The sequence below is a fragment of the Wolbachia endosymbiont (group B) of Villa cingulata genome (genome assembly GCF_964028285.1).
Classification (GTDB): Bacteria; Pseudomonadota; Alphaproteobacteria; order Rickettsiales; family Anaplasmataceae; genus Wolbachia.
Window position 1 is genome coordinate 195031 of record NZ_OZ034766.1, and the last position, 15401, is coordinate 210431.

Annotated in this window: 12 protein-coding genes; 6 read left to right on the top strand and 6 right to left on the bottom strand. The window is 34.5% G+C overall.

Translation table 11 applies throughout. The features are described from left to right. Positions 1–81: 81 nt before the first annotated feature. Positions 82–1251, top strand: a complete 1170-nt coding sequence (locus ABWU52_RS01080) for a hypothetical protein (RefSeq protein WP_353277116.1) — start codon at positions 82–84, stop codon at positions 1249–1251. Positions 1252–1277: 26 nt separating this feature from the next. Here ABWU52_RS01080 and thyX read toward each other — a convergent pair whose 3' ends face one another. Further along, positions 1278–2111 carry an FAD-dependent thymidylate synthase gene (gene thyX / locus ABWU52_RS01085; RefSeq protein ID WP_353277118.1) on the bottom strand — a complete coding sequence of 278 codons (834 nt, stop codon included), beginning with the start codon at positions 2109–2111 and terminating at the stop codon, positions 1278–1280. Continuing rightward, positions 2104–3390, bottom strand: a complete 1287-nt coding sequence (gene murA, locus ABWU52_RS01090; RefSeq protein WP_353277120.1) for a UDP-N-acetylglucosamine 1-carboxyvinyltransferase — start codon at positions 3388–3390, stop codon at positions 2104–2106. The genes thyX and murA overlap by 8 nt, the downstream gene beginning before the upstream one ends. Before the next feature lie 185 nt (positions 3391–3575). Here murA and ABWU52_RS01095 point away from each other — a divergent pair, with 185 nt between their 5' ends. Then, on the top strand, positions 3576–4613 hold the full coding sequence (locus ABWU52_RS01095; RefSeq protein WP_353276237.1) for an IS5 family transposase: 1038 nt from the start codon (positions 3576–3578) through the stop codon (positions 4611–4613). Between the two features lie 225 nt (positions 4614–4838). On the opposite strand, the gene ABWU52_RS01100 is transcribed toward ABWU52_RS01095, so the two are convergent. Continuing rightward, positions 4839–5207 carry a TrbC/VirB2 family protein gene (locus ABWU52_RS01100; RefSeq protein ID WP_353277122.1) on the bottom strand — a complete coding sequence of 123 codons (369 nt, stop codon included), beginning with the start codon at positions 5205–5207 and terminating at the stop codon, positions 4839–4841. A 128-nt stretch (positions 5208–5335) separates the two neighbouring features. Between ABWU52_RS01100 and ABWU52_RS01105 the strand changes: the two genes are divergently transcribed. The 4 genes from ABWU52_RS01105 to ABWU52_RS01120 all read left to right on the top strand — a co-directional run bounded on the left by ABWU52_RS01105 (position 5336) and on the right by ABWU52_RS01120 (position 11136). Continuing rightward, complete coding sequence (locus ABWU52_RS01105; RefSeq protein WP_007302309.1) at positions 5336–6151, top strand: YihY/virulence factor BrkB family protein; 816 nt, start codon at positions 5336–5338, stop codon at positions 6149–6151. Then, positions 6138–6902 carry an SDR family oxidoreductase gene (locus ABWU52_RS01110; RefSeq protein WP_353277123.1) on the top strand — a complete coding sequence of 255 codons (765 nt, stop codon included), beginning with the start codon at positions 6138–6140 and terminating at the stop codon, positions 6900–6902. Before ABWU52_RS01105 ends, ABWU52_RS01110 begins: the two co-directional genes overlap by 14 nt. Positions 6903–7289: 387 nt before the next feature. Beyond that, positions 7290–10517, top strand: coding sequence for a carbamoyl-phosphate synthase large subunit (carB, locus tag ABWU52_RS01115; protein WP_353277125.1), 3228 nt, complete (start codon positions 7290–7292; stop codon positions 10515–10517). Positions 10518–10788: 271 nt separating this feature from the next. Then, positions 10789–11136 carry a diacylglycerol kinase gene (locus tag ABWU52_RS01120; RefSeq protein ID WP_353277126.1) on the top strand — a complete coding sequence of 116 codons (348 nt, stop codon included), beginning with the start codon at positions 10789–10791 and terminating at the stop codon, positions 11134–11136. 6 nt (positions 11137–11142) lie between these two features. On the opposite strand, the gene ABWU52_RS01125 is transcribed toward ABWU52_RS01120, so the two are convergent. From ABWU52_RS01125 to ABWU52_RS01135, 3 genes are all read right to left on the bottom strand, one after another. Then, positions 11143–12015, bottom strand: a complete 873-nt coding sequence (locus ABWU52_RS01125) for an RluA family pseudouridine synthase (RefSeq protein WP_353277672.1) — start codon at positions 12013–12015, stop codon at positions 11143–11145. A gap of 81 nt (positions 12016–12096) precedes the next feature. Continuing rightward, the gene (locus ABWU52_RS01130) at positions 12097–13884 is read right to left on the bottom strand and encodes a hypothetical protein (RefSeq protein WP_353277128.1); all 1788 of its coding nucleotides are present in this window, start codon (positions 13882–13884) and stop codon (positions 12097–12099) included. Positions 13885–13929: 45 nt separating this feature from the next. After that, positions 13930–15222, bottom strand: coding sequence for a ComEC/Rec2 family competence protein (locus ABWU52_RS01135; RefSeq protein ID WP_353277129.1), 1293 nt, complete (start codon positions 15220–15222; stop codon positions 13930–13932). Positions 15223–15401 lie beyond the last annotated feature (179 nt).

Genomic DNA, 15401 nt, shown 5'->3' on the forward strand with positions numbered 1-15401 from the left:
CTAATCTATCAAAATATTAATTGATAAGTAGCATGAGTTATACTCTTATTAAGATATATAGTTAATATCTTAATAATTAATATGCCAAAATATGTTAATCGCATTGCTCAATCTATTGTATTAAAAGTCTATACTGATAAAAAACATCCTAGAGTTAGAGTGTTTTTAAAAACTGAAGATAGAGAAGATGGACAAGTTGAAGAAATACTTTCAAAGCAGGAAATTGCGGAGTTTTTAAATAAATTTGCCAACAGAGGAAAGCATAAAACTGCTATCAGTAAAAATGTAGAACAAGGTATAATTAAAGATATAGAAGGTATACATAGAGAAAATGATAGATATGTATATAAAGCACCAGATTTATCAGCTGAAAGGCAGTATAATAAATTATTTGAAAGTGAGCAAGGCATTCAATTTGATTTGAATAATTGCATGTCAGATAGTATATCTAAAATTGTACAATTAAGAGATAGATTTAAAGAAGTTTTAAGTTTTGATCCCAAAGAAGGGTTATGTCACTCATTAAATTACTTTATTACCTTTATAAGATTAGAGAATAGGAAAGATTTTGTTCAATTCCTCGAGTCTGGTAATATTATATCTGAACAAGATTTTATGGACTATATTGATGGAAGAAAAGAACAAACGATTGAGTTATTAATGATGCAGTTTTTATCGCAATTCTTACCTATTATTGATGTTCAGAGTATTAAAAGGCGAGAAGGAGCTCTATTTTATTTTGATGAGGAAATGCATGAGCAATGGTGTGATGGTTTATCTTCAACAAAAGTATGGATAGATACTAACCAAGAACAAATCAAACGTGTCTTAAATGATGTGGAGATAGGATGCTACTTAGAATTTTATTCTTTTTATCTTGCTTATAATGGAGCGGATTTCAAGGATGAGGGACATTCTATGTTGGTGTATAAAGCAGAGAGTGATAAATACATATTTTTTGACCCTAGTAAAGGAGCGGTTGGCTTTTGTCCTAATACAGGAGTTGCTAATTTTACATTAGAGGAAGTTTGTAGGGCAATAGAACTTGCTGTAAACCATTATTCATATAATATGTATGTTGAAAATTCTCCAGATTATTGCGAAATTTGTATTACGCTTAGAAATGCAACACTAATGTTAAAGGAAGCTGAAAAGCTTTATGAAACAAAAGAAAAAACAAATTCAAAAATAATTGATATATCAGTTGATAAAGGTATGAATAAATTGTTGCTCACACCTGCAAGTCTGTGAAAGGACATAACTTGATCTTTTTTTGGCTATTTACCAAGTATAGACATCAGCTCATCCCATTCTCTTTTACCAATGCCACTTTCTTCTCTCGTAACATTTTCTCCTTTTATTAATCTGCGAATTATCTCAAGACCAGTTTTTGAAATGCAGGCTGATTTTAAGGAGTATTCAATGAAAGCATTATAGGCCAGCGGAACCCATTTCTTCACTATGTCCAACATAACTTCTGCATAGACTCTAATTTCATATTGGGCGTGCTGATCAGCTCTAAGCCTTAAAAAGTGAAAAAGGTTATGTAAATCTATTTTCCAATAAAACTGAGTATAGTAATTAAGTGTTAGATTAGTTCGGGCAATTTCCCTTGCAAGGCCCTGTTCAATAAATTTCTCATAATGAGAATATACTAAATTAGAATCATTTATTAGAGAATCTATTATTTCTTTTGAAGTACTTGAGTCAAAAGCTTCACCGCTACCTTGTTTATTATTATCAGATTGTTTTGCAACTTGTTCTGGTATATAAAATTCATTATCAAGTATCGAATACCTTCCGGAATATTCATTCACATTTGCAGTTCTGTGTCTTATCCACTGTCTTGCAATAAAAATTGGAAGTTTCACGTGAAACTTAATTTCACACATTTCAAATGGAGTTGTATGATGATGCCTCATCAAATACTTTATAAGCGCTTCATCTTGATTTATCTGTTTTGTTCCTTTTCCATAAGAAACACGAGCAGCTTGAACTATGGCGCTATCAGAGCCCATATAATCAATCACTCGAACAAATCCATGATCTAACACCTTATGTTCTTCGTATAGAATGTCATCTATCTCTTTTACTGTAGTTCGCTTATTCATAACATGTCCTCAAGGAAATATCGGCTCCACACGAATTGAGTTTTTCGTCCATCGCTTCATAGCCTCTCCATAAATGATGTGAGTTATTTATTGTAGTTTCTCCTTTAGCTACCAAAGAAGCGAGAATTAAAGCTGCTGTTGACCTTAAGTCATTAGCATGCAGATTAGCTTCAGATAAGCTCTTTGTTCCACTTATAGTAGCCTTACTTTTTTCAATGCTAATGTTAGCACCTAATTTTCTTAACTCATTTGCATGTGCAAATCTACTTTCAAAAACGTTCTCTTCAATGATTGATATTCCATCTGCAATGCACATAGCAGACATTAGTTGTGGTTGCATATCACTGGGAAAGTTGGGATATGGATTTGTTGCAACGTGAGCAGATTTAATAGAGCCATTTTTTCTAGAAATAATAATACCATCATCATATAACTCAACTCTGGCTCCTATAGTCTTCAATTCATTTGCAATACATTCTATATCAGATAAACTTACTCCTTCTAACTTTAGCTCGCCGTCGGTAATGACAGCAGCCAAAGCATAAGTACCGGCCTCTATGCGATCTGGTATTATTTTATGCTCACACCCATTTAATGCTTCAACACCTTCTATTGTGATTTTTGTATTATTAACTTCAATATTGGCACCCATACTCTTCAGAAACTCTATTAAATCAAGAACTTCCGGCTCGATTGCAGTATTGTTTATTATTGTTACTCCCTCTGCAAGTGTTGCTGCCATTATTATATTTTCTGTTGCACCAACACTCACTTTTTCAAATGTTATTTCTTTGCCTTGCAATTTCCCCTTTGTTGTTGCAGTTATATTACAGCTATCAATTTCAATTTTAGCTCCCATTGCTTCAAGTGCCTTAATATGAATGTCAACAGGACGTTTTCCAATATTACATCCACCAGGAAATACTGTTGAAACTCTACCAAATCTGCTGAGCATTGGACCTAGCATTAAAAAAGATGCTCGCAGTCTGCTTGCAATTTCATGTGATATTAAATAGTTATTGATATTGCTACAGTCAATTTCCAAAGTGTGATTTGCTTTATAGTCTTTATTGCATATAAAATTTACTTCTGCACCAAGACTCTTAAGCAGCTCAGACATCAAATGCACGTCAATTAAATCAGGTACGTTATGCAAAGTTATTGAAGAATTACTAAACAAGCTTGCCGCCATTATTGGCAAGACGGCATTCTTTGAACCATTAATCTTGATTTTTCCAATCAAGGGCTTATGGTTACTTCTTACTAATATTTTATGCATTTAATCAAGCGATAGAACTTATCAAGTAAGTATAATAGGTTAGCGGTAAAAGGCAAAATTTTGCTTTTTCTTCTTCTGTCATTCGAGTAGCTGACACTGGGATCCGTTTCTTCATCATCATCAAAATGTTATATTTCAACATTACTTTTATGCTGACCAATTTAACTGGATTCCAGTGGGCTTTGTTGCATAGATCAAATAAAAAGAACTGGCAGTTACTGACAAAATTCACTATAAGACAAGCATTTAACCTACTAAAGAAAAATATGCCACAAAAAATGAGAGTCAGTAACTGCCATGAATATAACAAATTTCTCCAAGAGAGGGGAAATATTTTTTATTACGTCAATGATGCCATAGAAAATTGGTACGAAAAAGGTCCAAAAATGGCTGGTGGCAACTATATTTATAGCGATAAGGTCGTGATTCTGGTTCACATAATAACTTGTTTATTTAGAATAGGTCTGAGACAAACAGCGGGATTTATAGCAGGGTACCTTGAGCAAGTAAGGAAAAACTTGCAAGTTATTAGCTATTCCCAGGCCTCAAGAAGGCTTAAAAAACTTAACATCAAAATTAATGATCGAAGACATGATAAAAATAATACAGAAGATATTGAGATTGCCATAGATAGTACTGGAATAAGCATCTACAATAATATTCCAGGTCATAGCAAGGCAAATGGTACAGATAGAAAGTATCGCCGCTATGAGCAAACAAGAAAACTGCATGTAATGCTAGAGATAGGTAGCAAAAAAGTTATAGCAGCAAAATACAGTGGCGGAGTTTATTCTGACCACTATGGAGCATGTGATCTTATTGCAAGGATTGATGTTAAATATAATATAAGCACACTATATGCAGACAGGGCATATAATCGAAAGAAGTTATACAAACTGTGCGATGAGCTTGACATAAAGACAAGGATTCCTCCGCAAAATAATGCAGTAGAGCATCCAAAGTTGGATTATATGGATGAGAGAAATTCTACAATCAAGCTCATAAAGTCATATGATGAAGATGGTATGAAGAGGTGGAAAAAAGAGATAAATTATGGGAAGAGATCTTATATAGAAAGTTTTTTCTCGCGACTGAAGCAAACATTTGGGTTTAGTTTTAGAAACAAATCTGAGGTTAATCGTGAGAGAGAACTGCTACTCAAGTGTTATTTGCTTAACAAATTTACTGATATAGGCATGGCTAAATTTGAGATAGCTTCATGAATTTATTCCACGTTACCTACTATCCGAAGAGTGATGCAACAAAGCCCGCTGGAATCTAGACTTTAACTGATATGATTACAGAAAGAGAATTTATTAGGTAGTTATAGACAGTGAAAGTGGCCATTTTAGCCACTTTCAAGTGAAGAGAATCTCAACAAAAGTTTATGATATAATGTAAAAATAGTGCTTCTCTTAAGCACTATTTTTACTATCTGTCTCAAATCATCAACTACATTGTCCTGATGCATTACGTCTTTGCTTTCCAGAACATTTTGCAACACATGTACCATTGATCATTTCCTGATTACTAGAGCAACTTATGCAAGCTTCTGCTACACCTGGTGCTATCACGCTCACAATTTTAGGTGCACCAAAAAACACAGCAGTAAATGCACCGAGTGCAAAAAGTGCTGGCCATGGCATTCTGCCAAATATTGCAAGCAAGGCTGCACCAATTATCACTACTGTAATCATCGGTCCACCTATGCTGTGAGTATAGTCTACTATCTTACATATTACTGCTGATGTTTCATCAGCGCTTGCATCAAATGCAAAGGAAAGAATTAAAGCTACAAGTAGAAGAAAGTTTTTCATTGTGCCTCCGTATTTAACGCTGGATTATCTATCATTTTGATTAAATTTAAGTAAACGGTGAGGATTTTTTGCTTAAAAGTATGCTTTATTTCATTTAGAATACTTTTCTTAGTTTATTTATATTACAAGTGCTACAGAAATTTTATAGTATCGTTTATTGCCTTTATCGTGCTTTAATTGACACAATTTATAATGATGGAGTGGAGCATGCAGGGTATCTATCATTTTTAATCCTGTTATCAATATTTCCTTTTCTTATTGTTTTAATAGCCATGGCATCAACGTTCGCAAATTTCTTAGATCAATACAATGTCGGCTGGGCATTTATTATTGATAACATGCCACAGGATATTTTATCATCTTTGATGCCACGTATTAGGGAGATAATATCAGGCCCTCCGCAAAGCTTATTAACCTTGGCAATTGTAGGCGCTGTTTGGACTGCCTCATCGACAATTGAAGGATTTAGAACGATATTGAATAAGGCCTATAAAGTTCCGGTTTCATCGCCTTATATATGGAGAAGGGTGCTCAGTATATTACAATTTTTAGTAATTACGCTTGTTACAACTCTGACTATAGTATTTTTTACATTAGTGCCAATGTTGATTGATTTTTCTTACCAAGGGCTAAGTTATACTAGATATTTACTTATTGAGTTTGTGCTTTTTACTATAGTATCTTGGCTATATTTTACATTGCCAAACATAAAGCAAAACTTATCAGACGTATTTCCCGGATCTTGTGTGGCTGTTATTCTTTGGACGATCTCTGCTTCAGCTTTCAAGCAATATTTAAAAGCTTCCTTTGATCAACTGAATTTGATATATGGAAGTTTAGGTGGTGTGGTAGTATCGTTACTATTTTTTTATGTGCTAAGTTTGATTTTTATATATGGAGCAAAATTTAATTTTCAGCTAAAATATTTCAATGGATCTTGCTAAGGAGAAAGAAATGGGTAAGTTAGAAGGTAAAGTAGCTTTAATTAACGGGGCTTCAGGTGGAATAGGCTCTGCTGTTGCAAAAAGGTTTGTAAGAGAAGGTGCATGTGTGATTCTGATTTCAAGGTTTATCGATCACCTCAAGCCACTGTATAATGAAATTGAAGAGCTTAAAGAAGGCTATGTGAAACTAATTCAGCTTGATCTTTTAGACTTTGAAAACGTAGAAAAACTGGCAAATATGATAGAAAGCCCAAAATTATCAGAATCTGGCACACTTGATATACTGATTACATGCACTGAAATTTTATGTAAGTTGAGCCCTGTTCACGATTGTGAGCTTGAAGATCTACAGAAGGTAATGAATACAAATTTTACTGCCAGTTGGTACTTGCTAAAAAATTTGGGTCCGATACTAAAAAAGTCTAATGCTGGAAGAGCGATATTCATGACCTCAAAGATAACACTTTCTCCTTCCTCTTATCCATATTGGATGCCATATGCTGCAAGTAAAGTTGCACTAGAAGCAATGGTGAAGATATATGCATCTGAGACAAAACATACGAATTTGTGCATAAATGCCGTGTATTCGGAAGAGCCTATCGATAGTGAAATGTATAAGCAAGCATTTCCGGGAAAAGATATATCTGAATTGGTGCCACCTGATAAACTGACAGACAAATTTGTGGAACTTGCTTCTGAAGATTGTAGCATATCAGGACAAATCTTACCACTTAGCAAATCTCCCGAGTAAATTACCATAGTATCTGCAAAGATACCGTTAAGCCCACAACTGTATGAACATTGTGATTTGAGTCCACTAGGAAGGATGTCATCCCAGTGCCTCTATGGTGTCATTCCAGTGTTTGACACTGGAATCTAGTCTTTATTGTGCGGCCACTTATTTAAAGTTAAGTTTTCTGGATCCCAGACTGGGATGACACCTCTGGGCACTGCCGTCATAAAGGAACCAGTGTCAGCTACTTGAATGACATCATTTGCTGTGCAATTTACCTTCAAAAATGAATGTTCGTACAGTTATGCGTCAAGCCTAAAAGTAGTTAGCTAATAGGTTTAATAAAAATTCACATATACAGGAAAGATTGGTAACATTACTTGAATAGAGACCGTTATTGTAATTATGCCGAAACGCACAGATATAGAATCTATATTAGTAATAGGAGCAGGCCCAATAGTTATAGGTCAGGCATGCGAGTTTGATTATTCTGGAACGCAAAGCTGTAAAGTATTAAAAAGTGAAGGTTATAAAGTCATTTTAGTTAACTCCAACCCCGCAACTATAATGACAGATCCTGAATTCTCTGATGCAACTTATATTGAGCCGGTGCTACCTGAAATCATAGAGAAAATTATAATTAAGGAGAGACCAGATGCAATATTGCCAACAATGGGCGGGCAAACAGCACTTAATTGTGCAATAAAACTTGCAGATGATGGAGTGTTAGACAAATACAATGTAGAATTAATAGGGGTAAATAGAGAAGCAATAAAAAAAGCAGAGGATAGAGAGTTATTCCGTCAGTCCATGGATAGAATAGGACTGAAATACCCCAAAAGTATCATTATAAAAAATCAAGAACAAATAAAAAAGGCTTTGGATTACGTTGGATTACCAGCAATCATTCGTTCATCATTCACTCTTGGTGGCGCAGGTAGTGGCATAGCATATAATAAAGAGGAGTTTTTCAATATCGCAGAAAGTGCTCTCAAAATTTCGCCAATAAATGAAGTTCAGATAGATGAATCAATTATCGGCTGGAAAGAATATGAAATGGAAGTTATCCGTGATTGTAAAGATAACTGCATAATAGTCTGTTCGATAGAAAATATTGATCCAATGGGAGTGCACACCGGAGATAGTATCACGGTTGCTCCTGCTTTGACTCTGCGTGACGTAGAATACCAACAGATGAGAAATGCATCTATAGCAGTGCTAAGAGAAATTGATGTTAGTGCCGGTGGTGCAAATGTTCAGTTTGCAGTGAATCCTAAAGAAGATGAAAGCCTCGTTGTGATTGAAATGAATCCAAGGGTTTCTCGCTCTTCTGCACTTGCTTCAAAAGCAACAGGTTATCCTATTGCAAAAGTTGTAACTAAACTTGCTATCGGCTATTCACTCGATGAGATACGTAATGATTGCGCTCCAGTTATACCTGCTGCATTTGAACCAGTGATTGATTATATCGTCACTAAAATTCCTCGTTTTGAATTTGAGAAGTTTAAGGGGACGAATTGTGAACTATCAACTTCCATGAAATCAGTGGGGGAAGTGATGTCTATAGGCCGCACTTTTAATGAGTCACTGCAGAAAGCTTTTCGTTCACTTGAAACTGGTCTTACAGGACTTGATGAAGTATTTCCTGAGAACATTGATATTGATCACGTAAAATCTCAATTAGCAAAATTGCTACCAAACAGATTACTGATTGCTGCTGACGCAATGCGTCACGGAATTAGCATAGAAGAAATAAATTCGATTACAGGATATGACTTATGGTCTTTGCAGAATATACAGCAAATTATATTAGCTGAACAAAAAATCAAGGAAAACGGCCTTCCTGAGACTGCATATGAAATGTTAGAGCTGAAAAAAATGGGGTTTTCAGATGCAAGATTGGCAAAATTAAGCAATAAGAAAGTAGAACAGATTGAAGCAATGAGAAAAAAATTTGGTGTTAATCCAGTTTATAAACGTGTAGATACTTGTGCAGCTGAATTTGAATCGAGCACTGCTTATATGTATGGCTGCTATGAGGGTGATGTTGAAAATAAAACGGAATGTGAGGCGAATATTTCGGATCGAAAAAAAGTTGTCATTTTAGGAAGTGGTCCAAATCGCATTGGTCAAGGTATTGAGTTTGATTATGCATGCGTACATGCAGCTTCTGCCGCCAAAGAAATGGGGTATGAAACAATAATGATTAACTGTAATCCGGAAACCGTTTCAACTGATTATGATACCGCTGATCGTTTATATTTTGCCCCACTGATTGCAGAGGATGTGCTTGAAATACTAAGCAAAGAGCAAGAAAATGGCACACTGGTTGGTGTAATAGTTCAAATAGGTGGTCAAACACCTTTAAAGTTAGCCAAAGTGCTTAACGAGAGAGGTTTCAAAATTCTGGGAACTTCGTTTGATTCTATTGACCTTGCAGAAGATCGCATGAGATTTAAAAACCTTGCTTTGCAACTTAATTTAAAACAACCTGAAAGTTCTATCTGCCATTCAGTAAAAGAAGCGTTAACCAACGCAGAAAAGGTGGGGTTTCCACTAGTAGTTAGGCCATCATATGTCCTCGGCGGTCAGTCTATGTCGATTAGACACGATACTCAGAGCTTTAAAGAGTATGTCTTGAATCAAACCAAAATTTTTGAACACGGGTCACTGCTTCTTGATAAATTTTTAGTCAATGCAGTTGAGGTTGACGTTGATGCTGTATGTGATGGGAAAAAAGTTTTCATTGCAGCGGTCATGGAGCACATTGAAGAAGCTGGTATCCACTCTGGCGATTCAACATGCTCAATACCGACAAATACATTGAGTGACGAAGTAATAAAAGAGATCGAGCTCCAAACTGAAAGAATAGCTCTTGCACTAGAAGTGAAAGGTCTGATAAACATTCAGTTTGCTGTTCAAGAGAGTGATGTATACATACTTGAAGTGAATTTAAGGGCTAGCCGTACAGTTCCTTTTATTTCCAAGGTAATCAATATTCCTATTGCAAAGCTTGCCACTCAGGTTATTTTGGGTAAAAAATTGAATCAGGAAAACAAGCCTTTCAATCATTTTGCAGTTAAAGCTGCTGTTTTTCCATTTACGCGTTTTTCGGGAATTGACACTTTACTTGGTCCTGAAATGAAATCAACAGGAGAAGTGATGGGAATTGACTTATCTTTCGGAGCTGCACTTGCAAAAGTGCACATGGCTGCAGGATACAAGTTACCAACAGAAGGAACAGCTCTGGTTTCAGTAAAAGATGATGATAAAGAGTATATATTGCCTGTTGTACGAATGTTGAAAGAACTGAGTTTTGAAATATATGCCACCAAAGGCACAGCTTTGCATCTGAACAATAACGGCATTGCTGCAAAAGCTGTAAATAAAGTGAGAGAAGGCAGACCCCACATAGTTGATATGCTCAAAGATGGAAAAATAAATCTAGTAATCAATACTTCAAAAGGTGTGAAATCAGTCTCAGATAGCAAAGATATCAGGAGAACTGCTATTTTGCAAAATATAGCTTATAGCACCACAGCTTCTGGGAGTAAAGCGTTAGCGCTTGCAATTCAATATGTAAAGAATAGCAAATTGGAAGTGAAATCATTACAGCAGATACAAAATGTTTAAATATCAAGACTATAATAAATTATTACTTATTTCAAAATGAGGATCGTGTAAGCTAAGGCGAGAGAAATTTAATTAAAGGATTTTTGTGTCAGTATCAATATATAACTGCCTTGAGCGTTTGTTGAAAGGCTTTGTACTAATTTTCTTGATTCAAACAATATGCTAGACTTTAACTTAAAAATCTTTGTAAGTGATCACGACTGAAAGGTGTTTTCATGCATTTTTTACCTGAGTGCAATAAGTGTAATTCATTGAGTTTCCAAAATTGATAATGAAGAAAAGCATTACTCGTCTAATAAAAGCAATTCAATACTCCTGTGAAGGAATAAAATCAGCTTTTGTATCAGAAGTTGCGTTCAGACAGGAGTTACTGCTTTTTATAATATGTGTTTCAACTTTGTTTGTTTTAGATGTAAGTAATTTAGAACGTGCAGTAATGGTAAGTAGCCTATTTTTGGTGTTAATTGTAGAAATTATTAACACTGCTTTTGAAACAACAATTGAGGGTATTTCCAGTGAACAACATACACTTTCAAAAAAAGTGAAAGATCTAGGTAGTGCAGCAGTTTTTCTCTCATTAATTAACTTCTTGATAACATGGATGATAATATTGATATGAATGTTGTTAAGATATATTTTCAAATTCACCGATTAAGACTTGCATGTCTTGTGGTAAATCAGAAACAAATTCTATATATTCTTTACTTTTTGGATGATATAAGCCTAGCGTGTGAGCATGTAGTGCCTGTCTATTGAAATTACGGATAAAGTCAGAGTTTTTAGCATGTTTTTCACTTTTACTACTATTTTTTCCGTAAACTTGATCACCAACTACAGAATGTCCTATGTGGCTCATTTGTACTCGAATTTGGTGTGTTCTGCCTGTCTCTAAAGTACATTTAACCAGGCTTGCTTGCCCTATAATTTTCTTCACTGAATAATGAGTGATTGCTAATTTACCTGCTGTTTTTGTGACACACATCATTTCTTTATTACTGCGTTTTGGAGCAATATGGGTTTTTACTGTTCCTTGCAGATTAGGTAATGCTCCCCAAATTACTGCTAAGTATTCCCGTTTTATTTTACGATTTGATAGCAGTTCAGACAAGAAGCTGTGGGATTGTTCATTTTTTGCAATTACCATGAGTCCACTAGTATCTTTATCAAGCCTGTGAACAATTCCTGGTCTTGTATTTGTATATGGAATTTTGCCAAGGTGAGCGATCACTGCATTCAGGAGTGTATCATTGTTTGTTCCAGCACCTGGGTGTACTGTTAATCTACTTTGTTTACTCAGCACTATAATGTCCCCATCTTCGTAGATGATATCAAGCTTTATATTATAGTTAGGTTCAATTGATGTGGATATGTCAGGTTGAACGAGATGTACTATATACTCTTCACCTGGTTTTACTATGTGGTCATTATTAATTATCGGCGTGCCAAGTAATGTTACCCGCTCATCTTGTATCAATCTTTGTGCTTTACTGCGTGATATGTTACACTTTTTAGCTATGTAAGTATCTAGCCTTAATTTTTTTTTCGTCACTATTAACATTTAAGGTTATATCTATGGTCACTACCCTGCGCAAGCTACTTTGAATGCTGCATGAACATCTGGATTCACAAAATCAACTTTTGTACTAGGTTGAATTTGAAGGCCGTCTTGTTTTTTAATATGGCAAATTGTTTGAGAGCCATCTTTCCAGTAAATTATTATTTTATTATCAAAATCCCGTAGCGTTAACTCCCTCTTTTCTTCTTTTTTATCTTTTTCTTCTAGCTTAATAGACTCTAATAAATAATATAGAAAGTCACTTGCTTTACCGTTAACTTTTTTTCTCCATTCATCCATTTTTTCTTGTTCAGATAATTCTTTTTCCAATTTTGCATTTTCTTGCTCCAGCTCTTTCATCCTTTTTTTTGATTTTAATAATCTATGTTTTTCTATTGCTTTTTTCTCTTCATCTTTCTGTTTGTCAAGAGGAGTAGCAGTAATACTGCTTTCACTGCTATTAGGTCCATTTGATTGAGTTTGTTTATTTTTTCTTTCTTCTAGAGATTTCTTTAATTCTTCATATGCTTTTTTCAACTCATCTACTTCTTCTCTAAATTTTTTCAACATGCCAAGGAGTTGATTGATATCACCTTCCGTCTGATTATTAACATTTTCATGTCCATTTTGACCAGACTGTGTTGTATCAAAATAGGGTACACCAAATCTTCCTAACTTTAAGCTTTCTGCCTTGTCTTCCACTATCTTGATAGCATTTTGTAGATTGGAAAAAGTACTTTCGATATCTAGTGTATTTGCTCTTTCTGCCAGCCCTTTAGCTTCACTTAAAATGGGCGAGATTTCCTTGTGCAACTCATCCAAATCTTCTTTGATGTCTTCTCTGACTCCTCGTAGATGAGCAAGCGTTTTTTGAATTTCATCATTTGCAGGTTTTAGAATACTATTATCAAGTAGATCTGTAACTTCACCTAAGTGCTTATCAAGTAATTTTATCAATCGAGATATAGAATCATTTTCTTTCTCATCTTTTGTCTTTTCTTCCATTACCGATACAACCCCACCTCTTCTGAATGGAAAGAGAATATCCAAATTGTTAAACTTTTTAACAATATTATGATTATTGTTTATCTCATTTTTTTTTAGCTTGCTGAATGTTATACATATCCCAACAATAGCAATGATACTAGCCAGTGCAACTATGGCCCATTCCAAATCCTGAACATTGGCAAAGCTAAATCTATTTTGTATTAACGCACCAACTATGATTGCAGCACTAACTACATATGGTATGGCAAGAAAAATGGCCTTATTCTTATTCTCTTGTCTTTGATCATCTAATATTTTTTTTTGATTTTCAGAGATTGGCAAAATTATTGAAAAGCTTGCTTTTTTGTGACTTATAAAACTTAAATTTGGTTTTATCTCTATTTTCAGAGCATTTTCAGCGATTTCACTTATCTCGTTGTCTTTGCCACCTCTAATTTTATCATTTATTAATTCCTCTATCGGCTTTTTTCCTTCTTTTATCTTCTGCTTATGCATATATCTCATAGCAGAAGAGGCTACAAAAGTTGTTAAAAGAATAACAGAAACCAAAGTGTAAATTGGCATGAATGTTGGGTTAAAAATATCTGTAATAAAGCTAAAATTATTACTAGTTATTATTATTGCAGCTACATAAGCCAAAGAAAATTGAAGCCAAGTATTTACAGCTGCTATAGGTAGAGTGTTACTTACAGAATATTTCTTTGTTGCACGCCATAACCTAGGAAAAAAACCAATAGCATCATCTATTTTGGCAAAATTATGATCTACTTTAACATTGAAAGGATTTGTTGTATCTAAAGGCATAAATTTCCTTGCATCCTAATTAAGTAATTATATATAAATGATACTTTAAAAACAAGTTTTTGGCTTATGCCAAGGACGATTAGAACGGACTTTGCTAACCTTTATGCCACTATTTGCTAGCCAAACAGAGTGTGTGCCATATGCCTCTAAGTCAGAGTATTTGATGATTTTAGTATTGCAAGCTGGATAGTTAAACTTGCTTAACTGAATTACTAGATCGACATTGTTACAATTTTCTAAAATATCTTCTCTTTTTTGAGCTAGCAACACTGACTTATTATTTCCTTTATTATATATGCAGTCATAATCATTACATTTTAGCCTTTTGTTTGAATTACTGAATTTAGTATGATTCACAATTTGATTCTGCCCGTTTTGCTTTGCCCACGTTTTGACAACAAAATTTCTGTTTTTTCTAGTAAGGGAATATAGTAAATTGTCATCTTCTTTTACAGCAAGATTATCAGCACTGACTAGAATGTCAGGAGTTGTATACATAGCGCTAGAGAAAATACCTAGCACAATAAAGAAAATTCCAAAGAAACGCCAATTCCTTTCCCACAAGCATAACCATAATAGCCCAAGCGTTATTATAATAATTAATGAGGCAGGAAAAGTGCGAATAGGAATAACCAAATACTGAAGACTGGCAATTGCGTTTGTTATATATAAAACGCTGTCAATTGGGCGTTCCATGAGAGGCGTTATAATCCACTGAGTACCTAAAGGAATCAATAAAACATAGATTATTCCAAGTGGAATAATAATGAGTGTAACTATTGGTATAGCAATCAAATTTGTGATAATGCCACTGATTGAAAAATAGTTAAAATTGTATATTGTGTACGGAACAGTTGCTAAACTTGCTATTATTGAGCTGATCATTATCGACACAAAATATTTTATTATTTTTATTTTGAATAACTTATTAGCATTGATCTGATAGCTGGCAACTAGTGCCAAAACAGCAGAAAATGACATTTGAAAACCTGGCTTTAAGATTGCTTCTGGCTCCACTATGAGTATCACTGAAGCAGCAAACGCAATTGCTATTAATCCTCGATATTTCCTTTCTATGATTATTGCAACAAGTACCAAGATCACCATGATGTAGGCACGCTGAGCAGAAATTTGCATACCGGTAATCAACAAATAAAAGGTAGTTGGCAAGATAGTAAAGAATGCAGATATTTTTTTAGTGTTATATTTAAGAGTCAAAGTTTCAGATATTGCAAATAAATTACGGAATACTATAAAAAATAGACCAGCAACAAACGATAAATGTAAACCAGATATAGCGAATAAATGTGCTATACCTGAATCTCGTGTCGCATTCATAGTTTTTTGATCTATCCCGTCTTTTTTGCCAATTAATAATGCAGAGATTATGTCCGCGTGTGGCTTTTTGGTATTTTGCTGTAGGTTTTCATAGATATATTGACGGAAAGATTCTATATACTCTTGAAATTTTCTTGCTTCAGCCTTTTTGTACAGGACTATTTTGCTTGTTGCAAAGC

What these genes read in the sequence shown, in the direction of transcription:
- ABWU52_RS01135 (WP_353277129.1), bottom strand. Translation starts at nt 15,222, where the DNA reads ATGAATGCGACACGAGATTCAGGTATAGCACATTTATTCGCTATATCT.
- ABWU52_RS01100 (WP_353277122.1), bottom strand. Translation starts at nt 5,207, where the DNA reads ATGAAAAACTTTCTTCTACTTGTAGCTTTAATTCTTTCCTTTGCATTT.
- thyX (WP_353277118.1), bottom strand. Translation starts at nt 2,111, where the DNA reads ATGAATAAGCGAACTACAGTAAAAGAGATAGATGACATTCTATACGAA.
- ABWU52_RS01120 (WP_353277126.1), top strand. Translation starts at nt 10,789, where the DNA reads ATGAAGAAAAGCATTACTCGTCTAATAAAAGCAATTCAATACTCCTGT.
- ABWU52_RS01130 (WP_353277128.1), bottom strand. Translation starts at nt 13,884, where the DNA reads ATGCCTTTAGATACAACAAATCCTTTCAATGTTAAAGTAGATCATAAT.
- ABWU52_RS01110 (WP_353277123.1), top strand. Translation starts at nt 6,138, where the DNA reads ATGGATCTTGCTAAGGAGAAAGAAATGGGTAAGTTAGAAGGTAAAGTA.
- ABWU52_RS01080 (WP_353277116.1), top strand. Translation starts at nt 82, where the DNA reads ATGCCAAAATATGTTAATCGCATTGCTCAATCTATTGTATTAAAAGTC.
- murA (WP_353277120.1), bottom strand. Translation starts at nt 3,390, where the DNA reads ATGCATAAAATATTAGTAAGAAGTAACCATAAGCCCTTGATTGGAAAA.
- carB (WP_353277125.1), top strand. Translation starts at nt 7,290, where the DNA reads ATGCCGAAACGCACAGATATAGAATCTATATTAGTAATAGGAGCAGGC.